20 protein-coding genes are annotated in these 24796 nt (G+C 60.4%); 8 read left to right on the top strand and 12 right to left on the bottom strand.

Translation table 11 applies throughout. From position 1 onward, the window contains the following. The first annotated feature begins 172 nt into the window (after positions 1-172). Together HX815_RS03800 and HX815_RS03805 are read left to right on the top strand one after the other, a co-directional pair. Complete coding sequence (locus tag HX815_RS03800) at positions 173-529, top strand: hypothetical protein (RefSeq protein WP_003215838.1); 357 nt, start codon at positions 173-175, stop codon at positions 527-529. A gap of 70 nt (positions 530-599) precedes the next feature. After that, a complete protein-coding gene (locus tag HX815_RS03805) occupies positions 600-1097 on the top strand; it encodes a GreA/GreB family elongation factor (protein WP_003215837.1) in 498 nt (165 codons plus the stop codon). On the opposite strand, the gene gdhA is transcribed toward HX815_RS03805, so the two are convergent. Together gdhA and ettA are read right to left on the bottom strand one after the other, a co-directional pair. Next, the gene (gene gdhA / locus HX815_RS03810; protein ID WP_003215835.1) at positions 1094-2431 is read right to left on the bottom strand and encodes an NADP-specific glutamate dehydrogenase; all 1338 of its coding nucleotides are present in this window, start codon (positions 2429-2431) and stop codon (positions 1094-1096) included. The genes HX815_RS03805 and gdhA overlap by 4 nt on opposite strands. A gap of 349 nt (positions 2432-2780) precedes the next feature. Then, positions 2781-4445 carry an energy-dependent translational throttle protein EttA gene (gene ettA / locus HX815_RS03815; RefSeq protein ID WP_003215833.1) on the bottom strand — a complete coding sequence of 555 codons (1665 nt, stop codon included), beginning with the start codon at positions 4443-4445 and terminating at the stop codon, positions 2781-2783. Positions 4446-4730: 285 nt separating this feature from the next. Here ettA and HX815_RS03820 point away from each other — a divergent pair, with 285 nt between their 5' ends. Next, a complete protein-coding gene (locus HX815_RS03820; RefSeq protein WP_023659180.1) occupies positions 4731-8582 on the top strand; it encodes a bifunctional diguanylate cyclase/phosphodiesterase in 3852 nt (1283 codons plus the stop codon). A gap of 241 nt (positions 8583-8823) precedes the next feature. Continuing rightward, positions 8824-10077 carry a serine hydroxymethyltransferase gene (gene glyA, locus HX815_RS03825; protein WP_102606011.1) on the top strand — a complete coding sequence of 418 codons (1254 nt, stop codon included), beginning with the start codon at positions 8824-8826 and terminating at the stop codon, positions 10075-10077. 197 nt (positions 10078-10274) lie between these two features. On the opposite strand, the gene yjiA is transcribed toward glyA, so the two are convergent. The 3 genes from yjiA to HX815_RS03840 all read right to left on the bottom strand — a co-directional run bounded on the left by yjiA (position 10275) and on the right by HX815_RS03840 (position 13661). Continuing rightward, positions 10275-11234: a GTPase gene (gene yjiA / locus HX815_RS03830; RefSeq protein WP_003215828.1), complete on the bottom strand. Its 960-nt coding sequence runs from the start codon at positions 11232-11234 to the stop codon at positions 10275-10277. A gap of 147 nt (positions 11235-11381) precedes the next feature. Beyond that, positions 11382-11579, bottom strand: coding sequence for a YbdD/YjiX family protein (locus tag HX815_RS03835; protein ID WP_003176208.1), 198 nt, complete (start codon positions 11577-11579; stop codon positions 11382-11384). Between the two features lie 15 nt (positions 11580-11594). Beyond that, the gene (locus HX815_RS03840; RefSeq protein ID WP_003215826.1) at positions 11595-13661 is read right to left on the bottom strand and encodes a carbon starvation CstA family protein; all 2067 of its coding nucleotides are present in this window, start codon (positions 13659-13661) and stop codon (positions 11595-11597) included. Between the two features lie 173 nt (positions 13662-13834). On the opposite strand from HX815_RS03840, the gene HX815_RS03845 reads away from it, so the two are divergent. Further along, positions 13835-14203, top strand: a complete 369-nt coding sequence (locus HX815_RS03845; RefSeq protein ID WP_008432822.1) for a PilZ domain-containing protein — start codon at positions 13835-13837, stop codon at positions 14201-14203. Between the two features lie 115 nt (positions 14204-14318). Here the strand turns inward: HX815_RS03845 and radA are convergent, their stop codons facing one another. The 3 genes from radA to katB form a co-directional block, all read right to left on the bottom strand. After that, a complete protein-coding gene (gene radA / locus HX815_RS03850; RefSeq protein WP_003215821.1) occupies positions 14319-15686 on the bottom strand; it encodes a DNA repair protein RadA in 1368 nt (455 codons plus the stop codon). 35 nt (positions 15687-15721) lie between these two features. Next, positions 15722-16261: an ankyrin repeat domain-containing protein gene (locus HX815_RS03855; RefSeq protein ID WP_023659179.1), complete on the bottom strand. Its 540-nt coding sequence runs from the start codon at positions 16259-16261 to the stop codon at positions 15722-15724. A gap of 105 nt (positions 16262-16366) precedes the next feature. After that, positions 16367-17908, bottom strand: a complete 1542-nt coding sequence (gene katB, locus HX815_RS03860) for a catalase KatB (protein ID WP_177027820.1) — start codon at positions 17906-17908, stop codon at positions 16367-16369. A gap of 286 nt (positions 17909-18194) precedes the next feature. Between katB and mscL the strand changes: the two genes are divergently transcribed. Then, positions 18195-18611: a large-conductance mechanosensitive channel protein MscL gene (gene mscL, locus HX815_RS03865; protein WP_003215816.1), complete on the top strand. Its 417-nt coding sequence runs from the start codon at positions 18195-18197 to the stop codon at positions 18609-18611. Between the two features lie 40 nt (positions 18612-18651). On the opposite strand, the gene HX815_RS03870 is transcribed toward mscL, so the two are convergent. Next, entirely contained in the window at positions 18652-19428 is a 777-nt protein-coding gene (locus HX815_RS03870; protein ID WP_177027821.1) for a ferredoxin--NADP reductase, read from the bottom strand. A gap of 405 nt (positions 19429-19833) precedes the next feature. Here HX815_RS03870 and HX815_RS03875 point away from each other — a divergent pair, with 405 nt between their 5' ends. Together HX815_RS03875 and HX815_RS03880 are read left to right on the top strand one after the other, a co-directional pair. Then, complete coding sequence (locus HX815_RS03875; RefSeq protein ID WP_177027822.1) at positions 19834-20544, top strand: LuxR family transcriptional regulator; 711 nt, start codon at positions 19834-19836, stop codon at positions 20542-20544. Positions 20545-20672: 128 nt separating this feature from the next. Then, complete coding sequence (locus HX815_RS03880; protein WP_177027823.1) at positions 20673-21797, top strand: methyltransferase; 1125 nt, start codon at positions 20673-20675, stop codon at positions 21795-21797. Positions 21798-21838: 41 nt separating this feature from the next. On the opposite strand, the gene HX815_RS03885 is transcribed toward HX815_RS03880, so the two are convergent. From HX815_RS03885 to HX815_RS03895, 3 genes are read right to left on the bottom strand one after another with little or no spacing between them, the layout of a single operon-like run. Further along, positions 21839-22006, bottom strand: a complete 168-nt coding sequence (locus tag HX815_RS03885; protein ID WP_003215809.1) for a DUF2474 domain-containing protein — start codon at positions 22004-22006, stop codon at positions 21839-21841. 12 nt (positions 22007-22018) lie between these two features. Then, complete coding sequence (gene cydB, locus HX815_RS03890) at positions 22019-23026, bottom strand: cytochrome d ubiquinol oxidase subunit II (protein WP_008432810.1); 1008 nt, start codon at positions 23024-23026, stop codon at positions 22019-22021. Positions 23027-23029: 3 nt separating this feature from the next. Further along, the gene (locus tag HX815_RS03895; protein WP_008432808.1) at positions 23030-24469 is read right to left on the bottom strand and encodes a cytochrome ubiquinol oxidase subunit I; all 1440 of its coding nucleotides are present in this window, start codon (positions 24467-24469) and stop codon (positions 23030-23032) included. Positions 24470-24796 lie beyond the last annotated feature (327 nt).

Below are 24796 nucleotides of genomic sequence, written 5' to 3' on the forward strand. Positions count from 1 at the left end.
CTGAACAGGGGCCGCTTCGCGCCCCAGCGGGAGCAAGCTCCCTCGCCACAGGGCGCGCGTGATCGCCCGAAGCCGCAGCGTCACACGGATTTCTCACATCCGTTTCACATACCCCGAACGAATCCACTCCTACACTTCCCCCATCAGCCGTTCAACGGCCAGGGAGCAAGCGATGTGGCGGTACGCTGTAGTGCTGGGCCTGTTGGCCCTGCTGTCGGGTTGCCAATCAACCCATGAGGATTTGCTGGCCAAGGGTTATCCACCCGCCTTCGCCGATGGCTATGACGACGGTTGCAGCAGCGGCCGCCAGGCCGCCGGGGTGATCACCGGGGAATTTCGCAAGAACGTCCCGCGCTACCTGAAAGACCGCACCTACGCCGAAGGCTGGGATGATGGCTTTCGCCAATGCAAGGCCATGCGCGAGAACGAAGACCTGAACGACTACAAGAATCGCCACTGGGACGACCGCGAACGCGCCTGGCAACAGGAAAAAGACCGCGACGCTGCCAGGGCCTTTCGCTCGCAATAGGTCGCTTCCAGACATCCAGCGAAACTTAACCCCTGCGACCATGGCCCAAACTCCATAGCAGGAGAACGTCATGAGTCGAGCTTTCGTCAACGAAGACAGCGCCGCTGCCCAGGCCAGCCAACCGGTGGAACGCCAGGTCAGCGCGCAACCCAATCACCTCACTGCCCGCGGACTTGCACAATTGCAGGCCAGGGTCGCGCAGTTGCAGCATGAGCACAGCGAAGAATCCGCCAAGGGCGAGCAGGCCGATAAACAGCGCCAGGCCGACCTTGAGCGGGATTTGCGTTACTTCAACCAGCGCCTGCAAAGCGCACAGGTGGTGGCGCCGGCAACCTCCACCGACAAGGTGCAAATCGGCAGCTGGGTGACCTTTGCCAACGAACAGGACGAAGAGCAGCGCATTCAGTTAGTGGGCGAAGACCAGGCCGACGCCACGGTGGGCCTGATCAACTGGGGTTCGCCCCTGGGCCGCGCGCTGCTGGGTGCACAGGTGGGCGACGAGGTGCTGTGGAGGCGCCCCGTCGGTGATCAGTTGATCGAAATCCTGCGCATCGAACCCGAGGGTTAAACGATGCCCTGGGCCAGCATTGCATCCGCAACCTTCACGAAGCCTGCAATGTTGGCGCCCTTCACGTAGTTGACCCGGCCGTTCTCTTCGCCGTAGTGCACGCACGCATGGTGGATCGACTGCATGATGTTGTGCAGCTTGCTGTCCACTTCACCGGCGGTCCACAGCAGGCGCATGGCGTTCTGCGACATCTCCAGCCCGCTCACCGCCACCCCGCCGGCATTGGACGCCTTGCCTGGCGCGAACAGGATGCCGGCCTCGATAAAGATATCCACCGCCTCCAGGGTGGTCGGCATGTTGGCGCCTTCGGCCACGCAGACGCAGCCATTGCGCAACAGGGTGCGCGCCGCTTCGGCGTCCAGTTCATTCTGAGTGGCGCAGGGCAACGCGATGTCGCAGGCCAGCTCCCATGGTGCTTTGCCGGCGCGGAATTCCAGGCCAAAACGCGATGCCAGCTCGCTGATGCGCCCGCGCTGTACGTTTTTCAGTTCAAGCAGTGCCGACCATTGTTCTTCGGTCAAACCGCTTTCGCAGTACAGAGTGCCTTCGGAGTCGGACAAGGAAATCACCTTGCCGCCCAGGTCCATGACCTTGCGCGCCGCGTACTGGGCGACGTTGCCGGAGCCGGAGATGGCCACGCGCTTGCCTTCGACCCGCTCGCCGTTGCGCTTGAGCATTTCTTCAGCGAAGTACACGCAGCCAAAACCGGTGGCCTCCGGGCGAATCAGGCTGCCGCCGTAGCTCATGCCCTTGCCGGTCAGCACCGAGGTGAACTGGTTGCTCAGGCGCTTGTACTGGCCGAACAGGAAGCCGATCTCCCGGGCGCCCACGCCAATATCACCGGCGGGCACATCCACGTCCGAGCCGATATGGCGATACAGCTCGCTCATGAACGCCTGGCAGAAACGCATCACCTCGGCGTCGCTCTTGCCTTTGGGATCGAAGTCCGAGCCGCCCTTGCCGCCGCCCATGGGCAGCGAGGTCAGGGAGTTCTTGAAGGTTTGTTCGAAGGCGAGAAATTTCAGCACGCCCAGGTTCACCGACGGGTGGAAGCGCAGGCCTCCTTTGTAGGGGCCTATGGCGCTGTTCATCTGGATCCGGAACCCGCGGTTGACCCGTACTTTGCCTTGGTCATCTTCCCACGACACCCGGAACACAATCGCACGCTCCGGCTCGCAGATGCGCTCCAGGATGCCCGAGTTCAGGTAGTGGGGATTGGCTTCAAGAAACGGCCACAAACTGCGCAGGACTTCTTCCACGGCCTGGTGGAATTCCGGCTGGTCGGGGTCGCGTTTCTTGAGGCGGGCAAGGAAGGATTCAACGGATTCGATCATGAAAAGTCTCGGCAAATTTATTGTCGTTAAAGGAGATTTGTCCCGGACTTTATCAATTCATGTCGCACCGCGACAGGGCAAAATGTCGCTTTTGTGAATTTAAATGGTGCATTAGATATAAATACAGGCGTTTTTTGCACCTTAATGAGGATTTCAATCCAGGCCTTGCACCAACAGTTAATCCGCTATCACAGGCAAGCCAGCTCCTACATTTGATCCAGTACATCCATGACAATGCGGTCAACTGTGGGAGCTGGCTTGCCTGCGATGCAGACGACGCGGTCCACCTGAAAACACGCAAAAAAAAGCGGAACCCGAAGGCTCCGCTTGTTCAAACCACCAACCCGAATCAGGCCAGTTTCTTGTGCCGTACACGATGCGGCTGGGCAGCAGCTTCGCCGAGGCGTTTCTTGCGATCGGCTTCGTATTCGGTGTAGTTGCCTTCGAAGAACACCGCCTGGGAGTCGTCTTCGTACGCCAGGATGTGAGTGGCCACGCGGTCAAGGAACCACCGATCGTGAGAGATCACAATGGCGGCGCCCGGGAAGTCCAGCAGGGCTTCTTCCAGGGAACGCAGGGTTTCAACGTCGAGGTCGTTGGACGGTTCGTCGAGCAGCAATACGTTGCCGCCTTCTTTCAGGGTCAGGGCCAGGTGCAAGCGACCGCGCTCACCACCGGACAGGTCCTTGACGAACTTCTGCTGGTCGCCGCCCTTGAAGTTGAAGCGACCCACGTAGGTGCGCGACGGGATTTCGTAGTTGCCGATACGGATCTGGTCGGAACCGTCGGAAATCTGCTGGAACACCGTCTTGCTGCCGTCGAGGTCGTCGCGGCTCTGGTCAACGCAAGCCAGCTGCACGGTTTCGCCGACTTCGATGGTGCCCGAGTCCGGTTGCTCCTTGCCCATCAGCATGCGGAACAGTGTGGATTTACCCGCACCGTTACCGCCGATCACGCCAACGATGGCGCCTTTTGGCATGGAGAACGACAGGTTGTCGATCAACACGCGGTCGCCGTAGCCCTTGCAGACGTTCTTGAACTCGATGACCTTGTCACCCAGGCGCGGACCGGCCGGGATGTAGATTTCGTTGGTCTCGGAACGCTTCTGGAATTCCTGGGACTGCATCTCTTCGAAACGCGCCAGACGGGCCTTGGATTTCGACTGACGCGCCTTGGCGCCTTTACGCACCCATTCCAGCTCGTCTTTCATGGCCTTTTCATGGGCCGACTGTTGCTTGGATTCGGCGGCCAGACGGTCGGACTTGGCTTCCAGCCAACCGGAGTAGTTGCCCTCGTAAGGGATACCGGCGCCACGGTCGAGCTCGAGGATCCAGCCAGCAACGTTGTCCAGGAAGTACCGGTCGTGCGTGATCGCAACCACGGTGCCCGGGAAGTCGTGCAGGAAATGCTCCAGCCAGGCGACGGAATCGGCGTCCAGGTGGTTGGTCGGTTCGTCGAGCAGCAGCATGTCGGGGGCCGACAGCAGCAGGCGGCACAGGGCCACACGACGCTTTTCACCACCGGACAGGTGTTCAACCTTGGCGTCCCACGCCGGCAGGCGCAGCGCGTCGGCGGCGACTTCCAGCTGGCGGTCCAGGTTGTGACCGTCGGCGGCTTGCAGGATGGCTTCGAGCTTGGCCTGTTCTGCCGCCAGTTTGTCGAAGTCGGCGTCTTCTTCAGCGTAGGCCGCGTAGACCTCGTCCAGGCGGGCCTGGGCGTTCTTGATCACGCTGACCGCTTCCTCGACCACTTCACGCACGGTCTTGGTCGGGTCCAGGATAGGTTCCTGTGGCAGGTAGCCGATGTTCAGGTCGGGCATCGGGCGGGCTTCGCCGTCGAACTCGGTGTCGACGCCGGCCATGATTTTCAACAGGGTGGATTTACCCGAACCGTTGAGGCCGAGCACGCCGATCTTGGCGCCCGGGAAGAAGGACAGAGAAATGTTTTTCAGGATTTCCCGCTTCGGCGGAACAACTTTTCCCAGCCGATGCATGGTGAAGACGTATTGAGCCATGGTGAACCTAGCGTCAGTGACTGATGAATTAAGCGGGCGAAACCCGTGCCAGGCCATGCGCCGCGCGGGCCGTTGATGTCTATCAATGCCTGCGTGCGGTAGATGCCTGATTGTCTGGGGCTGGAACGCCCTCGCGTAACCGGCAAAGCTACCTGAATGCGGGTGGGCAGTCCAGCCAGGCGGGGCTGGCACTTTGCCACAACACAAGGCATGCTAGCCGCCCTCCGGGCGTCCGGCTTATAGTGCACGTCGCGCGCCAGTCCAGCCAAACCGCAGGATCACAGTTTGTCCAACGTAACGCCGCCAACTCCCCTGCGCGCCGCTCATATAGCGCCGGGAGCGCCCCTGCACGGAACCCTGAAGGGCGCATTGGCGACGCTGGTCCTGTTGCTGCTCGCATTATTGTTCTGGCAACTGCTGGACCAGTTGCAGCAAAACCAGAAAAACCAGCAGCAATACACCATCGACTACAGCGCCGACCTGGCCGAACAGATCAGCCTGAACATGGCCCTCAGTGCGCAGATCGCGCTGAACCTGCTGCCGATCGTCGAACCGCCGCGGGACGCCGAACAGCAACAAATCCTGATGCGCACCTTGCAACGCTCCTTGCCGGAGTTGCGCAGCGTCGCCCTGCTCGCCCCCAGCGGCGCGATGATCAGTGACAGCGCCAGCGACAGCCAGGACAGCGCCTGGCTCGAAGAACTGGTCAAGCGCAGCCACGCCCAGTCCTATTACCTGAGCAACAACAACGACGGCACCGTCATCTACCTGCTGCTGCACCAGCCCAGCGGCGGCACCAAGATGTACTGGGCCTTGCGCCTGGCCCCCAATTACCTGGCCAACCTGACCCGCCAGGACGGCCAGGGCCAGCGCCCGATGTGGGTCATCGAAAACCGCCTGAACCACCGGGTGGTCAGCCGTGACAGCGGGATGCCGGCCCAATGGGCCACCGCGTTGACCCCGGACGAGTTGAACAAAAGTGTACTGGTCACGCCCCTGAGCAAGAGCGACTGGCAACTGCGCGGCCTGTTCGACCGCGCCGCCGTGCTGGAGCAACTGCTGCCAGCCTTTATCGGCAAATGCCTGTTGGGCCTGGCCTTCTCGCTGATCCCGGTGATCGTGCTGCTGAACATGCGCCGCCGCCAGCGCCAGGTGCACGAGGGGCGCCGGCGCTACCAGGATATTTTCGAAGGCACCGGCGTGGCGCTGTGCGTGCTCGACCTGTCGGGCCTGCGCGCGTTCTTCGATAGAGCCCGACTGCAAACCCGCGAGCAGTTGCAACAGTTGCTGCAAGACAACCCGGAACAGCGCCAGCAACTGCTCAAGGAACTGCGCATCACCGAGGTCAACCAGGTGGCGGTGCGCTTGCTGAATGTTGCCTCTTGCGAGCAGGCCTGGGAACGCCTGATCGACGCCTGCCCGTCGAGCCCGACCGCCATCGGCAACCAGGTGATCGACGCGGTGCTGACCCAGCAGAAGCAGCTTGAACTGGAAATCCAGCTCAGCGATATCGAAGGCAACGACCAATACCTGTGGCTGGTGATGCGCCTGCCGGAACAGCAGGACGACTTCAAGGCCGTGATCCTGAGCATCAGCGACATCACCAGCCGCAAGCTGATCGAGTTGTCACTGGTGGAGCGCGAGAGTTTCTGGTCGGACGTGGTGCGCACCGTGCCCGATCACCTGTATGTGCAGGACGTGATCAGCCAGCGGATGATTTTCAGCAACCACCACCTGGGCCACACCCTGGGCTACAACAAGCCCGAGCTGCAGCAGATGGGCGAGTACTTCTGGGAGATCCTGCTGCACCCCGAAGACGCCGAGCGCTACCACGACCTGCGCCTGCAACAGCGCCAGGCCGGCTACCTGAGCCAGTTGCAGTGCCAGTTGCGCTTTCGCCACCGCAACAACCAATGGCGGCGCTTCGACATCCGCGAACAGGCCCTGGCCCGTGACAAGACTGACCAGGTGACGCGCATCATCGGCGTCGCCAAGGACATCACCGACCAGATCGAAGCCAGTGAATCCCTGCGTGACAGCGAACAGCGCTACCGCATGCTGGCGGAAAGCATCAGCGACGTAATCTTCTCCACCGACAGCAAGCTGGCCCTAAACTACGTCAGCCCTTCGGTGAACGCGGTGCTGGGCTATGACGTCGACTGGATCTTCGAAAACGGCTGGCAATCGACCATCGCCAACCCGCAGCAACTGACCGGTATCTACTCCCTGGTGGAGCAAGTCAGCCGAGCCCTGGACCAACCCGAATCCCTCGCGGCCTTGCGCAACGACGTGCAGACCCAGCTGTTCCTGTTCGACTGCCTGCGGGCCGACGGGCGCAAGATCCCCATCGAACTGCGCCTGGTGCTGGTGTGGGACGAACACGGCGCGTTCGAGGGCATCCTTGGCGTGGGTCGCGATATCAGCCAGCAGCGCCGTGCGGAAAAAGACCTGCGCATGGCGGCCACGGTATTCGAACACTCCACCTCGGCGATCCTGATCACCGACCCGGCCGGCTACATCGTGCAGGCCAACGAGGCGTTCAGCCGGGTCAGCGGTTATGCGGTGGCGGACGTGCTCGACCAGTTGCCGAACATGCTCACCGTCGACGAACAGCAGGAAGCCCACCTGCGCTACGTGCTCAAGCAATTGCACCAGCACAGCACCTGGGAAGGCGAAGTGTGGCTCAAGCGCCGCAACGGCGAGCATTACCCGGCCTGGGTCGGAATTACTGCCGTGTTCGATGACGAAGGCGACCTGGCCAGCTACGTGTGCTTCTTCAGCGACATCAGCGAACGCAAGGCCAGCGAGCAGCGCATCCACCGCCTGGCCTACTACGACGCCCTGACCCACCTGCCCAACCGCACGCTGTTCCAGGACCGCCTGCACACCGCGCTGCAATCGGCGGAACGGCAGAAGTCGTGGGTGGTGTTGATGTTCCTCGACCTCGACCGCTTCAAGCCGATCAACGACTCCCTGGGCCACGCCGCCGGCGACCGCATGCTCAAGGAAATGGCCACCCGCCTGCTGGGCTGCGTCGCCGAAGACGACACCGTGGCGCGCATGGGTGGCGACGAGTTCACCTTGCTGCTGCAACCGCGGGTCAACCGTGAGATGGCGCTGAACCGGGCGATTCACGTGGCCGAGCAGATTCTGGCCAGCCTGGTGAAGCCGTTTGTGCTGGAGGGCCGCGAGTTCTTCGTCACCGCCAGTATCGGCATCGCCCTGAGCCCGCAGGACGGCAACGAACTCAGCCAGTTGATGAAAAACGCCGACACGGCGATGTACCACGCCAAGGAGCGGGGCAAGAACAACTTCCAGTTCTACCAGGCCGACATGAACGCCAGCGCCCTGGAACGCCTGGAGCTGGAAAGCGACCTGCGCCACGCCCTGGAACAGAACGAATTCGTGCTGTATTACCAGCCGCAGTTCAGCGGCGACGGCAAACGTTTGACCGGCGCCGAAGCCCTGCTGCGCTGGCGCCATCCGCGTCGCGGGCTAGTGCCGCCGGGGGACTTCATCCCGGTGTTGGAGGAGTTGGGGCTGGTGGTGGACGTGGGTGACTGGGTGATCAGCGAAGCCTGCCGCCAACTCAAGACCTGGCACCAGAACAAGGTGCGGGTACCCAAGGTCTCGGTCAACATTTCGGCCCGGCAGTTCTCCGACGGGCAACTGGGCGAGCGCATCGCCACCATCCTCAAGGACACCGGCCTGCCGCCGGCGTGCCTGGAGCTGGAGCTGACCGAAAGTATCCTGATGCGCGAGGTCAACGAAGCGATGCAGATCCTCGCCAGCCTGAAAAACCTCGGCCTGAGCATCGCGGTAGATGACTTCGGCACCGGTTATTCATCGCTGAACTACCTCAAGCAGTTCCCCATCGACGTGCTGAAGATCGACCGCACCTTTGTCGACGGCCTGCCGTCGGGCGAGCAGGATGCGCAGATTGCCCGGGCGATTATCGCCATGGCCCACAGCCTGAACCTGGCGGTGATCGCCGAGGGTGTGGAAACCCATGAGCAGCTGGACTTCCTGCGGGAGCACGGTTGCGATGAGGTGCAGGGCTACCTGTTCGGGCGACCGATGCCGGCGAACCGGTTTGAGGCGCAGTTCAGCAATGATGCGCTGTTCATGTTCGACTGAAATCCTCAGGTGATGCGGATGGCCTCTTCGCGAGCAAGCCCGCTCCCACATTCGACCGTATTCCACCTGAAGGAACCCGATTGAATGTGGGAGCAGGCTTGCTCGCGAAGGGGCCCGAACAAACACCACCTATCCCCAGATGAGCCCCGCTTGTCCGCGACATGATGTCCTTTCATATGCCATCTAAAACCCATTGGGTTAGAATGCGCTTCTTTTCTGCCCCCGATCCTTGAGGACCGCCATGTTCAGCCGTGATTTGACTATTGCCAAGTACGACGCCGATCTCTTTGCCGCCATGGAGCAAGAAGCTCAGCGCCAGGAAGAGCACATTGAGCTGATCGCTTCGGAAAACTACACCAGCCCCGCCGTGATGGAGGCTCAAGGTTCGGTTCTGACCAACAAGTACGCCGAAGGCTATCCGGGCAAGCGCTACTACGGCGGTTGCGAGTTCGTCGACATCGTTGAGCAACTGGCCATCGACCGCGCCAAGGAACTGTTCGGCGCCGATTACGCCAACGTCCAGCCACACGCCGGCTCCCAAGCCAACAGCGCCGTGTACCTGGCCCTGCTGCAAGCGGGCGACACCATCCTGGGCATGAGCCTGGCCCACGGCGGTCACCTGACCCACGGCGCCAGCGTTTCCTCCTCCGGCAAGCTGTACAACGCCGTTCAGTACGGCATCGACGGCAACGGCCTGATCGACTACGACGAAGTCGAGCGCCTGGCCATTGAGCACAAGCCAAAAATGATCGTGGCCGGTTTCTCTGCCTACTCGCAGATCCTGGATTTCCCACGCTTCCGCGAAATCGCTGACAAGGTCGGCGCCTATCTGTTCGTCGACATGGCCCACGTGGCCGGTCTGGTCGCCGCTGGCGTCTACCCGAACCCGGTGCCGTTCGCTGACGTCGTGACCACCACCACCCACAAGACCCTGCGCGGTCCACGTGGCGGCCTGATCCTGGCTCGCGCCAACGCCGAGATCGAGAAGAAGCTGAACTCCGCCGTATTCCCAGGCGGCCAGGGTGGCCCGCTGGAGCACGTGATCGCCGCCAAAGCAATCTGCTTCAAGGAAGCGCTGCAGCCTGAGTTCAAGACCTACCAGCAGCAAGTGGTGAAAAACGCCAAGGCCATGGCCGGCGTGTTCATCGAGCGTGGTTTTGACGTGGTGTCCGGCGGTACTGAGAACCACCTGTTCCTGCTGTCGCTGATCAAGCAGGACATCTCCGGTAAAGACGCTGACGCCGCTCTGGGCAAAGCCTTCATCACCGTGAACAAGAACTCGGTGCCGAACGACCCACGTTCGCCGTTCGTCACCTCCGGCCTGCGCTTCGGCACCCCGGCTGTGACCACTCGTGGCTTCAAGGAAGCAGAGTGCAAGGAACTGGCTGGCTGGATCTGCGACATCCTGGCTGACCTGAACAACGAAGCAGTGATTGATTCTGTTCGTGAGAAGGTCAAGGCCATCTGCAAGAAGCTGCCGGTATACGGCGCTTGATTGCAGTTGCTTGAATGAAAAGCCCGGCTCTTGAGCCGGGCTTTTTTATGCCTGAAAACGCTGCTTTCTCAATTTGAAATGACATCAAATGTGGGAGCGGGCTTGCTCGCGAAAGCGCTGTGTCAGTTGATGCATGGGCTGACTGATACACCGCTTTCGCGAGCAAGCCCGCTCCCACATTTTGACTGCGTTTCAAGTCAGGATTGGTAAACCCGCGCAAAGCCTTCGCGAATCTTCTCTTCCGGCAACTCGTCAGCAATAAACACAATCACACTTTCCCGCGCTTCGCCTTCGGCCCATTCGGTGTCCCAATCGAACCCGTAGAGCTTCAGCACGCCCTGGAACACCATGCGCCGGTCTTCCCCGGCAATGTTCAGCACGCCTTTGTAGCGCAGCAATTGCTTGCCGTGGTCTTCCAGCAGCTCGTTCATGAACTCGCTGAGTTTGTCGATATCCAGCGGCTGGTCAGTGCGCAGCACCAGGCTGGAAATACGGTCGATGGACGGCGCCTGGCTCACCGGGCGCAGGCTCATGCCGGCGTTGAGGTTGAAGCCGCGCACATCCAGCAGTTCGGCGAGGTCGATCTTGCCATGTTCCACCACACGAATCGGCGCCCGGCGGTTGATACGAGTCAGGCGCTCGCTGAGGGCGTCGAAGGTGGCATCGTCCACCAGGTCGCGCTTGCTCACCAGCAGGCGGTCGGCAAACCCGATCTGCGCCTGGGCGATGGTCTGGGTCAGGTGGTGCTCGGCGTGGGCCGCGTCCACCAGGGTGATGATGCCGTCGAGGATGTAGCGCTCGCGCAGTTCTTCATCGATGAAAAAGGTCTGGGCCACGGGGGCCGGGTCGGCCAGGCCGGTGCACTCGATCACCAGGCGGTCGAACGCGATCTCGCCGCTGTCCAGGCGCTCCAGCAACAGGTACAGGGCCTTGGTCAGGTCAGTGTGGATGGTGCAGCACACGCAGCCATTGGACAGGGTCATGACTTGCACCGGCTCGCTGCCCAGCAATTGGGTGTCGATACCGGCGTCGCTGAATTCATTTTCGATCACGGCGATTTTCAAGCCGTGCTCGGCCTTGAGCAGGTGACGCAACAAGGTGGTCTTGCCAGCGCCGAGGAAGCCGCTGAGGACGGTGACGGGAATGGGAGAGGACAAAGAATTCTCCTTGAAGAAACACAAAACAAATGTGGGAGCGGGCTTGCTCGCGAAGGCGGCGTGTCAGTCAGCACATGCATCACTGAAAGACCGCCTTCGCGAGCAAGCCCGCTCCCACAAGGTATCACCGCAGCCCGAACTACCGGGCTAGCAGCACTTGGGCCCACCCTTGCCGCCGTAACGGGCCTCCTGGCGTTCCCGGAAGAACGCCTTGTAGTCCATCATCGGTTTGTCCGGGTGTTTGGTTTGCATATGCTCGACGTAGGTGTCGTAGTCGGGCATGCCGACCATCAGGCGCGCGGCCTGACCGAGGTATTTACCGAGGCGACTGATGTCATTGAACATGACTGCAATCCTCTATCAAGCGTCCGGGATGGCCTGGTATGGCGCTTCTTTATCCGTACGTTCCTTTTTGCCCCAGGCAGCAATGCCGACCTTGAGCGCATAGAACAGGATGCTGAAGACCACGAACAGGAACAGCGCCGTCAGCGTTGCGTTGGTGTAGGCGTTCCAGATCACGTGTTGCATCTGGTCGATGCTCTTGGCCGGTGCGAGGATCTGGCCGCCGGCCAGGGCATCGCTGTATTTCTTGGCCAGCGACAGGAAGCCGATCGCCGGGTTGGCGTCGAACAGCTTGATGAAGCCTGCGGTCACGGTGCAGATCAGCAGCCATACGGCTGGCAGCATGGTCACCCAGATGTAGCGCTGGCGTTTCATTTTGATCAGCACAACGGTGGCGAGCATCAGCGCGATACCGGCCAGCATCTGGTTGGAGATACCGAACAGCGGCCACAAGGTGTTGATGCCGCCCAGTGGGTCGATCACGCCCTGGTACAGCAGGTAACCCCACATCGCCACACAACCTGCGGTAGCGATCAGGTTGGCCGTCCAGGACTCGGTACGCTTGAGCGCCGGCACGAAGGAGCCGAGCAAATCCTGCAGCATGAAGCGACCGGCACGGGTACCGGCGTCGACTGCGGTCAGGATGAACAGCGCTTCGAACAGGATCGCAAAGTGGTACCAGAACGCCATGGTGTTTTCACCCGGCAGGACGCTGTGCAGGATCTGCGCGATACCCACCGCCAGGGTTGGCGCACCGCCGGCACGGGCCAGGATGGTGGACTCACCAATGTCATGGGCCACCGCCTGCAACGCTTCCGGGGTAATTGCAAAACCCCAGCTGCTGACGGTTTGCGCCACAGCCACCACGTCACCGCCGACAATCGCGGCCGGGCTGTTCATGGCGAAGTACACCCCTGGCTCGATCACCGAAGCGGCAACCATCGCCATGATGGCCACGAACGACTCCATCAACATGCCGCCGTAGCCGATGTAACGGGCGTGCCCTTCACTGGCCAGCAACTTGGGCGTGGTGCCCGAGGAGATCAGTGCGTGGAAACCCGAGACCGCGCCACAGGCGATGGTGATGAACAGGAACGGGAACAGGCCGCCCTTCCACACCGGGCCGGTGCCATCGATGAACTGGGTCAGCGCCGGCATTTTCAGGTCGGGCATGGTCACCAGGATGCCAATCGCCAGGGCGATGATGGTGCCGATTTTCAGGAAAGTAGACAGGTAGTCCCGTGGTGCGAGGATCAGCCACACTGGCAACACGGCAGCCACGAAGCCATAACCCACCAGCATCCAGGTGATCTGGATGCCGGTGAAGCTGAAGGCCTTGGCCCACACTGGGTCAGCGGCAATCTGCCCGCCCAGCCAGATCGAACCCAGCAGCAACAGCACGCCGACAATCGAGATTTCACCGATGCGGCCCGGGCGGATGTAGCGCATGTAGATGCCCATGAACATCGCGATCGGGATGGTTGCCATCACCGTGAAGATGCCCCACGGGCTTTCGGCCAGGGCCTTGACCACGATCAGCGCCAGCACCGCGAGGATGATGATCATGATCAGGAAGCAGCCGAACAGCGCGATGGTCCCGGGCACACGGCCCATTTCTTCGCGGACCATGTCCCCCAGGGAACGCCCGTTGCGACGAGTGGACAGGAACAGGACCATGAAGTCCTGCACCGCCCCGGCCAGCACCACGCCGGCGATCAGCCACAACGTGCCGGGCAGGTAGCCCATCTGCGCCGCCAGTACCGGGCCGACCAAAGGCCCTGCGCCGGCGATTGCCGCGAAGTGGTGACCAAAAAGGATGTGTTTGTTGGTCGGCACATAGTCCAGACCGTCGTTGTTCAGCACAGCGGGGGTAGCCCGCAGTGGATCGAGCTGCATCACATGGTTAGCGATGAACAGACTGTAGTAACGGTAAGCAACCAGATAAATGGCCACTGCTGCGACCACGATCCACAAGGCGTTGATCGCCTCGCCGCGGCGCAAGGCCACTACGCCCAGGGCGCACGCTCCTACGATTGCCAGCAGCAGCCAGGGTAGATGGCGTAGCAGGCTATTATTATTTTTCATTTTTATATTCCAGCCAGGGTGGACAGAAAGACAGCCATCCCGAGTTTAGCGCTACTGGCCTCAAAGGCCACCCCCCTACGTTGGTCTAGAGCCTTGCCGGGGCAAAAAAAGCAGAAAAAACCGCCCCATGATGGCGCACGGCTACAATTCCTTTATCCACAGAGGGTTTCACCATGAGCGAACAGCCTTCAGACCGACGCCGTTTCCGACGCATTGCCTTCGACGCCAGGACCGAGCTCACGCAAGACGGCCGTGTCTGGCCGGTGCAATTGGTAGATTTGTCGCTCAAGGGCTTGCTGGTGCAACGGCCGCAAGAATGGCACGGCCATCGCTACGAATCGTTCGATGTGGACATTCATCTCGACGCCGAGACCGACGTGAAGATGCAGGTGCGGCTGACCCACGACGATCATGGGCAGCTCGGCTTTGTGTGCGAACACATCGACCTCGACTCCATAAGCCACCTGCGGCGGATAATCGAGCTGAACCTGGGCGATCAGGAAGAACTGGAGCGGGAATTCGCCGCCTTGCTGGAGATCTGAGCATGTGGGAGCTGGCTTGCCTGTGATGGCGGTGTGTCAGTTTGCATATCAATCAGCTGATACACCGCCATCGCGGGCAAGCCCGGCTCCCACAAGGGGGATGTGTGGCTGGCGACTATTCGAACAGGGCATCCAGCGCCTGCTCCAGGCGCGTTACCCCGATCACTTGCAGCCCCGGTGGCATTTCTTTCGGCGCATTGCCCTTGGGCACGATGGCGCGCTTGAAGCCATGCTTGGCCGCTTCCTTCAGGCGCTCCTGGCCGCTGGGCACCGGGCGCACTTCACCCGACAGGCCCACTTCGCCAAACACCAGCAAGTCATGGGGCAACGGCCGGTTGCGCAGGCTGGACATCACCGCCGCCATCAACGCCAGGTCAGACGCGGTTTCCAGCACCTTGACCCCGCCCACCACGTTGAGGAATACATCCTGGTCATGGGTGGGAATGCCGCCGTGGCGGTGCAATACCGCCAGCAACATCGCCAGCCGGTTCTGGTCCAGGCCCAGGGTGACACGACGCGGGTTGGCCAAGTGGCTGTCGTCCACCAGCGCCTGGACTTCCACCAGCATCGGTCGGGTCCCTTCCCACGTTGCCATCACCACACTGCCTGGGACTTCTTCCTGGGCGCGGGTAAGAAAAATCGCTGACGGGTTGGAGACCTCTTTCAAGCCCCGGTCAGTCATGGCGAACACACCCAGCTCGTTGACCGCGCCAAACCGGTTCTTCACCGCCCGCAGCAAGCGCAACCGCCCGTCGGACTCACCTTCGAAATACAGCACGGTGTCGACCATGTGTTCCAGCACCCGTGGGCCGGCCAGTGCGCCTTCTTTCGTCACGTGGCCCACCAGGAAAATCGCCGTGCCGCTCTGTTTTGCATAGCGCACCAGCAGCGCGGCACTTTCCCGCACCTGGGACACGCCACCCGGTGCCGATTGCAGTTGCTCGGTGAAAATCGTCTGGATCGAGTCGATCACCATCACCTTGGGCTTTTCCAGGCGCGCGGTGGCGATGATGCTTTCGATGCAGGTTTCGGTCATCACCCGCAGTTGGTCCTGAGGCAAGCCCAGGCGGCGCGCACGCATGGCCACCTGCTGCTGGGATTCTTCGCCGGTGACATACAACGCCGGCATGCGGCTGGCGATGCTGCACAGGGTTTGCAGCAGGATCGTGGATTTACCGATGCCCGGGTCACCGCCGATCAGTACCACCGAACCATCCACCAGGCCGCCGCCCAGCACCCGGTCCAGTTCACCGGAAGCGGTGGAGAAACGCGGGATTTCTTCGACGCTGACTTCGGCCAGGGTCTTGATCTGGGTTTGTTGCCCGGTCCAGCCGGAACGGCCACTGGGGGCCACGGCGCCGCCGCTCTCGATCATGGTTTCGGTCAGGGTGTTCCACGCACCGCATTCCGTGCACTGGCCGGCCCACTTGGGAAAGGTCGCGCCGCACTCCGTGCAGCCATACATGCGCTTGGCCTTTGCCATTTGAGAACCTCCAACCGAAAAACCGCGATGATAGCTCAGCGCGGCGCCGGGGTACGGATTTCACCGCTGGCCAAACGTGAAGCGCTGTTACCGATCGGGTCTTCGGCATTCAGATCGGCGCCCTTGGCTTTCAGTTCATCCAGCAGCTCCACGCGCTTGAACAGCCCGGCATACATGGCCGCCGTTTGTCCGGCGCCGTTGCGCTGGTCGGGGTTGCAGTCGGTGGCGAGCAGGCGCTGGGCGATTTTCAGCTCACCCTTGAAGATCGCGCCCATCAAGGCGGTGTTGCCGCGTTTGTCCTGCACGCAGGCATCGGCGCCGGCGGCGAGCAATCGGTCCACGTAGGCACTTTCACCGTGATAGGCGGCGAGAATCAGCGCCGTGTAGCCTTTTTCATCCTGGGTGTTCAGCGAATAGCCGGATTCGATGAAGGTGTTGAGCATGTCCACGTCGCCACGGCGGGCGGCGTCGAAGTAGTAATCCTGCAGTTGTGCCTTAAGCGCGGCCGGGTCAGCTTGTTCGGCCAATACGCTGAACGACAAACACGCAAGGACAGCGCCTATAAAGATTCGCATGGCAAATTCTCAGTGATGTGCCACCTGTAGGAGCCGGCTTGCCGGCGATGGCGTACTTGTGGGCGTTATCGCCGGCAAGCCAGCTCCTACAGGGAGCGTGGGCGGTTAGTCGGTCAGCTTTTCGGCCAGTGCTTTAACGCGGGCCAGGTCGCCCTTGGCCACTTTGGTCACGCCGGTGCCGTACTCCGGATCAGCCTTGTAGAGGAACGACAGGATGATGTGCTTGCTCTCGTCATCGGTGGTGGCCAGGGAGCCGCCGAAGTTGTCGATCAAGTCCTGGCGTTCTTTCTTGTTGAACGAGCGGTACAGGTCGCCGGCCTGCTTGAAGTTCTGCTCACGCTGGATCTTCGCTTGCTGGGTACTGCCCGACAGGGCCGACTGGCTGTACCGCGCGGTTTGCGGCTCTTCCCGTGGCAGCAGGCGGCTTGGCTGGTAGTTCACGCCAGTGGTGGTCTTGCCGAAGTTCATCGCGCCGTCCTGGTTACCGTTGTTGACGGTCACCCGGGGTGCGTTGATCGGCAGTTGCAGGGCGTTTGGCCCCAGGCGATACATTTGCGTATCGGCGTAGGAGAACACCCGGCCTTGCAGCAGGCGGTCTTCCGACGGCTCGATGCCCGGCACCAGGTTGGCCGGCGCCATGGCGACTTGCTCGGTTTCCTGGAAGACGTTGGCCGGGTTGCGGTTCAGCACCATCTGCCCGACTTTGCGCTCCGGTACGTCCGGCCAGATCTTGGTGGCATCCAACGGGTCGAAATCAAACTTGGCCAAGTCTTCCGGTTTCAGCACTTGCACATACAGGTCCCACTTGGGGAAGTCGCCCTTATTGATGTGCGTGACCAAATCATTGGTCATATGGCTGTAGTCACGGCCCTGTACTTCAGTCACTTGTTTAGGATCGAGGTTCTTGATGCCTTGCAGGCTCTTCCAGTGGAACTTGACGTAGTGCACTTCGCCCTTGGCGTTAATCAACTTGTAGGCATGTACACCGTTACCGTCCATTTCCCGGTAACTGGCTGGAGTGCCGGAGTCCGAGTACAACTCGGTCAACGTACGAGTGGACTCCGGAACATGGGAGAAGAAGTCAAAGCGACGGGAATCATCGTCCAGGTTAGTGCGCGGATCGGGTTTAAAGGCGTGAACCATGTCCGGAAACTTGATCGCATCGCGAATAAAGAATGTCGGGAAGTTATTACCGACCAGGTCCCAATTACCTTCGGCGGTGTAGAACTTGGTGGCGAAGCCGCGCGGGTCACGCAGGGTTTCCGGCGAATGGTTGCCGTGAACGACCGCAGAGAAGCGCACAAATACCGGCGTGGCTTCGCCGGCGGCAAACACCTTGGCCTTGGTCAGGTCGCTGAGGTTATCGGTGACGGTGAAAGTACCGTGAGCGCCGGTGCCACGGGCGTGCACAACGCGCTCCGGAATACGCTCGCGATCAAAGCGCTGCAACTTCTGGATCAGTTGCACGTCTTGCAACAGGACCGGGCCATTCGCACCGGCGGTTTGCGAGTTCTGATTGTCACCGACCGCCGCGCCATTATCGCGCGTGAGGTTGGCGGCGTGTACGGACAGCGAAAGAAGACTGGCGCTCACTGCAAACAGCACCAGTCGCGCAGAAATAGGCCCGCGGCTAATAGGGTTTTTCATCGAGGTATCCTCTGGTTTTTTTAGTGCACATTGAGTTGTGCTTGCCAGAGGCTAGTGAGCCGCGAGTCAGAAGATAAGTAGAAAAGTCTTACCATGGCGATTGAAAAAATAGTGTGGTAACCCACTGAAATAGCGGGTATTCCGCGCGCGATTGGTGGCACTTTGCAAACTATTTGCGATTTAATGTGTCGATAAAAACGGACACTGTTAGCAGTTGTGTCGAGCAAGCCTCGCCACACTGTCTTACACTGGCTTCTACCTCCTCATCTGTAACAAGGAATAACCTATGGGCGTGTTAAGTGAGTTCAAGGCCTTCGCGGTCAAAGGTAATGTGGTCGACATGGCGGTCGGTATTATCATCGGCGCCGCCTTCGGCAAAATTGTTTCATCCTTTGTAGGCGACGTGGTGATGCCACCTATCGGCCTGTTGATCGGGGGTGTCGACTTCGGCGACCTGGCCGTAACGCTTAAAGCCGCCCAGGGCGATGCGCCGGCCGTCGTACTGGCGTACGGCAAGTTCATCCAGAGCGTGATCGACTTTGTGATCGTTGCGTTTGCGATCTTCATGGGCGTGAAGGCCATCAACCGCCTGAAGCGTGAAGAGGCCGTGGCACCTAGCCTGCCGCCGGTCCCGACCAAGGAAGAAGTGCTGCTGGGGGAGATCCGCGATCTGCTCAAGGCACAGAACAGCAAGCCCGAGTAAGCTCGGCAAAAAGTAAAGGCGCCTGCAGGGCGCCTTTGTTTTACCAGTAGTTTTCTACCGCGACCTGCCCCGGACGGCGGGTCAGGCTCAGTTGCATGTCGCGCTGTTTCAGCAACTGACGCGTGTCGTCGATCATCTGCGGGTTACCGCAAATCATCACCCTGGAATGCTCGGGGGTCAGCTCGATGCCTGCGGCGCGCTCCAATTCGCCGTTCTCGATCAGGGTGGTAATCCGCCCATTCAGCGCGCCCGGATGTTGCTCGCGGGTGACAATGGGAATGTAGGTGAGCTTGTGGGCGTATTCTGCCAGGTACTCACGTTCGGCCAGTTCATGGATCAACGACTGGTAAGCCAGCTCCCTTGCTTCGCGGGCACTATAGACGAGGATAATCCGCTCGAATTTCTCCCACACTTCGAAGTCCTGCAGGATCGAGAGAAACGGCGCAATACCGGTCCCGGTGCCCAGCAGCCACAGATCGCGACCATCCACAAACCGGTCCAGGGTCAGAAAGCCCGTGGCCTGGCGTTCTACCAGCAGGGTATCGCCTTCCCGCAGGCGGCTCAGCTCACTGGTGAACTCACCGCCCGGCACCACGATGGAAAAGAAGTCCAAGTATTCATCAAAGGGCGAGGACACCACCGAATAAGCACGCCACACAATGCCGCCATCGGCCTTGGTCACCCCAAGACGCACGAATTGTCCGGCGCGAAAACGAAAACCAGGGTCTCGGGTAGTGCGCAGGGTAAACAGGCTGGGAGTCAGCGATTTCACGTCGAGCAGGGTCTGGCGGGTGTATTTTTCAGCACTGGCCGTCATGGGAAACTCCATTTGCAGAGGCCCCTAGTGTCCCCCAAAGCGCCGCCTGGAAACACCGATGGTTTGTGCTGGCATTGCCGCTGCCCATTGTGGCAACCGCTGGGCGGTACTAAATATTTGGCTATTAGTCGCCTTCCAACAAGCCATTAGATGAGGGAGTGCAACTAAATATTAACAAGGCGCATTTAGAGCAAGTTCTTAAAACTAATGGAAAAAAATCTTATCGAACGCCTGAAACCTGTACACCGTAGCCAGGTTGTACAAATGTTATTGGCCTAACGCCCGCTTGAACATAACCAAATTTTTATTTCGAGCTGTAGCCGTTGTCCTACACTATTTTTTCACGTTGTAACCGGGGGCCTTGGAAGTACCCCATGTAAAAACCGTTCGCATGGAGAGTTACCGATGGTCAACTGGCACAACACTCGCCTGCCCAAACTCGAAGGGGAAAGCGAAATAACCAGTATGTACGAAGCTGCCCTCAACCTTACCTACGAGCTTGGCTTCCAATACTGCGCATTCACCCTTAGTTCCCATCTACCCAACAACCAAACGAAAACTATCAACCTCAACAACTATTCCAATGAATGGAATACGCTGTACAGACAAGAGCACTACTTTGATCTCGACCCTGTGGTTGCGCATTGCAAACGCTCGGTTCTACCGATCGTATGGGAAGAGAAAACCTTTTCTTCGGTACCGGACTTATGGGCCCATGCCCAGTCCAACGGACTGAATTTCGGATGGACCCAATCGGTTCATGACTTCCAGGGTGTTTTCAGCATGTTGAGCCTGGGGCGTGCCACCGGCCCAGTGGGCCCTGAAGAACTCTATGAAAAAGCCGGGCAAGTGCTCTGGATTTGCCACGCCATGCACGCGGTGGTGGCCAAAAAATACGCAGACAATCCCAGCCCGCAAGCGCCCAGCAAATTGACCCCGCGGGAAACCGAAATCCTGCAATGGTCGGCCTTGGGCAAGACCGCCTCGGACATCGCCACCATCCTGTGCCTGTCCGAACGCACGGTCGGCTTCCATATCAGCAGTGCGATGAAGAAACTGGGGGTCAGTAACAAGATTGCCGCAGTGATCACGGCAGTCAAATGCGGGTTGTTTTAAACACCGCATGTAATCCAGGGGAAAAAAACGTAACATTTGCGGCCAGTTCCGGGTGATGACGCGAGCCCCTGATGCGCCTCGCGTCGCCGCTCACCCCGATGGTTCGCTTACCCAGAGTCTCCCCCGCCATGCCCCTGCTCGACAGCCCCTTCGCCCAACTCGACCTGATCCGTCAGCCAGAACAGCACAACGACCCGCTGCAAGCGTTTGATGCAGCCGATGAGTATTTGCTCAGCTACCTAGCGGAACAACAGCTGACGACGGCGACCCGCGTACTCGTGCTCAACGACAGTTTCGGCGCCCTGGCGGCCAGCCTCGAAGGACATGTGCAGGTCACCTCCAGTGGTGACTCGTTCCTCGGCGCCCTGGGCCTGGAGAAAAACCTGGCGCGCAACGGCAAGGCTTTCGACGCGGTAACGTTCCTGCCCGCCAGCCAGACGCCGACAGGGCCGTTCGACCGTGTACTGATCCGCGTGCCGAAAACCCTGGCGCTGCTCGAAGAACAACTGATTCGCCTGCAAGGCCAGCTGGCACCCGGCGCCGAAGTGATTGCCGGGGCGATGGTCAAGCACCTGCCACGGGCTGCCGGCGAACTGCTGGAGCGCTATGTCGGCCCGATGCACGCCTCACTGGCGGTAAAAAAGGCCCGATTGCTGATCGCCACCCTGGCCGATCGGCCACACGCCGTATCGCCCTACCCTACGCGCTACAGCCTGGAAACCCCGGCCATCGAACTGCTCAACCACGCCAACGTGTTCTGCCGCGAAGGCCTGGATATCGGCACCCGGGCCTTCCTGCCGCACCTGCCACAAAACCTGGGCGGCGCCCGCGTAGCCGACCTGGGTTGCGGTAATGGCGTCCTGGCGATTGCCAGCGCGCTGCAAAACCCCGAGGCGCAGTACACGCTGGTCGACGAGTCTTATATGGCGGTGCAATCGGCGGCCGAGAACTGGCGTGCGGCGCTGGGCGAACGTGACGTGCTGATTCGCCCCGGCGACGGCCTGGCCGATCAGGAAGCGCAGTCACTGGATGTGGTGCTGTGCAACCCGCCGTTCCACCAGCAGCAAGTGGTGGGAGACTTCCTCGCCTGGCGCATGTTCCAGCAAGCGCGGGAAGCGTTGGTGGTGGGCGGCGCCCTGTACATCGTCGGCAACCGTCACTTGGGTTATCACACCAAGTTGGCGCGGTTGTTCCGTGGCGTCGAGCAAGTGGCGACCACGCCGAAGTTCGTGGTCCTCAAGGCGCGCAAATAAAAAAGCCCTCCATAAAGGAGGGCAATAGTTACAACGGGATGTCAGTGGGTGGTCAGGCCCGCGGCATTCATGAACATGCGCATCAGGCTGGCCACCACGAACAGGGCCAGGACGCTGCCGGTCCAGATCATCGCCAGCCAGCCCAGGCGCTGCCAGAGCGGCTTTTTCTCGGCCTGTTCGATGTCGTGCAACGAAGGTTTGCCGGACATGAGTCAATCCTCCTAGTGATAACCGTCTTCGTGGGTGACCTTGCCGCGGAACACGTAGTAGCTCCAGAAGGTGTAGCCCAGGATGAACGGAATGATGAACAAGGTGCCCACCAGCATGAAGCCCTGGCTTTGCGGCGGTGCGGCGGCGTCCCAGATCGAAACTGACGGCGGGATGATGTTCGGCCACAGGCTGATCCCCAAGCCACTGTAGCCAAGGAAGATCAGCACCAGCGTCAGCAGGAACGGCGTGTAGTGCGCATTGCGGGCCACGGCGCGAATCAGGCCGTACATGGTCACCAACACCAGGATCGGCACAGGCAGGAACCAGAACAGGTTCGGCAGGGTGAACCAGCGCGAGGCGATTTCCGGGTGGGCCAGCGGCGTCCAGAGGCTGACGATACCGATCACCGCCAGCACCACGAAGGCCAGGGGCCGAGCCAGGTTGTGCATCTTCTCCTGCAAGCTGCCTTCGGTCTTCATGATCAGCCAGGTGCAGCCCAGCAGCGCATACGCCACGATCAGGGCCACGCCGCAGAACATCGTGAACGGCGTCAGCCAGTCCAGGGAGCCACCGGCAAACTGCCGGTCGACCACCGGGATGCCATCAATGAACGCCCCCAGCGCCACGCCCTGGAAGAACGTCGCTGCCAGCGAGCCGCCGATGAAGGCCTTGTCCCACAGGTGACGCTTGTCGTCCTTGGCCTTGAAGCGGAACTCAAACGCCACGCCGCGAAAGATCAGCCCGATCAGCATCAGCATCAGTGGCAGGTACAGCGCCGAGAGCACCACCGAATAGGCCAGCGGGAACGCGCCAAACAACGCCGCGCCGCCGAGTACCAGCCAGGTTTCGTTGCCGTCCCACACGGGGGCGACGGTGTTCATCATCACGTCACGGTCGGTCTTGCCCGGGATGAACGGGAAGAGAATGCCGATCCCCAGGTCAAAGCCATCCATGACCACGTACATCATGATGCCGAAGATGATGATCACGGCCCAGATCAGCGGAAGATCAATACCCATGGCTCAGTTCCCCTTGTTCAAGGTGTCGCCGTGATCGGCATCGGCACTGTCATCAGCCGCCGACAACGGACGGGCCGGTGTGCGTTTCTGCCCAGGACCACCGTGAGTAGGCTCGGTGCTTTCGTGGGTCACAGGCCCTTTGCGCACCAGGCGCATCATGTAGCCCAGGCCCGCGCCGAACAGCGCGAAGTACACCACCACAAACAACACCAACGTAATGCTCATCTGCGCAAAACTGTGGTTGGACGAAGCGTCTGCCGTGCGCATCAGCCCGTAGACCACCCACGGCTGACGGCCGATCTCGGTGGTGAACCAGCCGGCGAGAATCGCGATCAGGCCGGACGGGCCCATCCACAGCGCCAGGTACAGGAACGGCTTGGATGTGTACATTTTGTCGCCACGGCGCAGCCAGAGGCTGAACAGGCCGGTGAAGATCATCAGGAAGCCCAGGCCCACCATGACCCGGAACGACCAGAACACGATGGTCGAGTTGGGACGGTCCTCAGGCGGGAACTCCTTGAGAGCCGGCACCTGCTTGTCCAGGGAGTGGGTCAGGATCAGGCTGCCCAGGTACGGAATTTCTACTGCGAACTTGGTTTTTTCAGCCTTCATGTCCGGCCAGCCGAACAGGATCAGCGGCGTGGGCTCGTTGCCGATATTTTCCCAGTGGCCTTCAATCGCGGCGATCTTCGCCGGCTGATGCTTGAGGGTATTCAGGCCGTGGAAGTCACCGATGACCGCCTGGATCGGCGCAACGATCAGCGCCATCCACATCGCCATCGACAGCATGGTGCGGATCGCCGGGTTGTCCTTGCCGCGCAGCAAGTGCCAGGCTGCCGAAGAACCGACGAAGAACGCGGTCGCGACGAACGCAGCCGTGGCCATGTGCATCAGGCGGTAGGGGAACGACGGGTTGAAGATCACGGCCAGCCAGTCGGTTGGAATCACCCGGCCATCAATGATTTCAAAGCCCTGTGGCGTCTGCATCCAGCTGTTGGAGGCAAGAATCCAGAAAGTCGAGATCAGCGTGCCGACGGCCACCATCACCGTGGCAAAGAAGTGCAGCTTGCGCCCGACCTTGTTCCAGCCGAACAGCATGACCCCAAGGAAGCCGGCTTCGAGGAAGAACGCCGTGAGCACCTCATAAGTCAGCAACGGCCCGGTGACGGCACCGGCGAAGTCCGAGAAGCGGCTCCAGTTGGTGCCGAACTGATAGGCCATGACCAGGCCGGAGACCACGCCCATGCCGAAGTTGACGGCAAAGATCTTCGACCAGAAATGGTAGAGGTCACGGTAGGTGTCGTTGTGGGTCTTGAGCCACAGGCCTTCCAGCACCGCAAGGTAACTGGCCAGGCCGATGGTGATGGCCGGGAACAGGATATGGAATGAGATGGTGAACGCGAATTGAATTCGGGCGAGATCTAGCGCCTCCAAACCGAACATAAGTCTTCCTCTGTCAGGTAATACCGAATGCTGGCTGGAGGCCTGCACCCACTGCCCCCACGGATATGGAGTGTGGCGAATTCAAATTCGTTTCTTTTTATAACCAACCACGCAGGGATTCTGGCCTTGCGGCCGCCAGAGCAATCCCGGCGAAGGTTTTGATCTGGGTCAAGCATTGCTGAAAGAGTAGTCCCATTTTCGCGAGAGCAAGGCGTGGTCTTTTGCCGCGTGACAGGTTGCCTCAGTGGTTACTGGGTGTTGTCTTTGGTGAGATTGGGCGTGTTTTGGGTGTATATCCGTTATTTGGGTGATGGCTGGTATTGGTTC

Source organism: Pseudomonas sp. E6002 (assembly GCF_013385565.1).
GTDB lineage: Bacteria > Pseudomonadota > Gammaproteobacteria > Pseudomonadales > Pseudomonadaceae > Aquipseudomonas.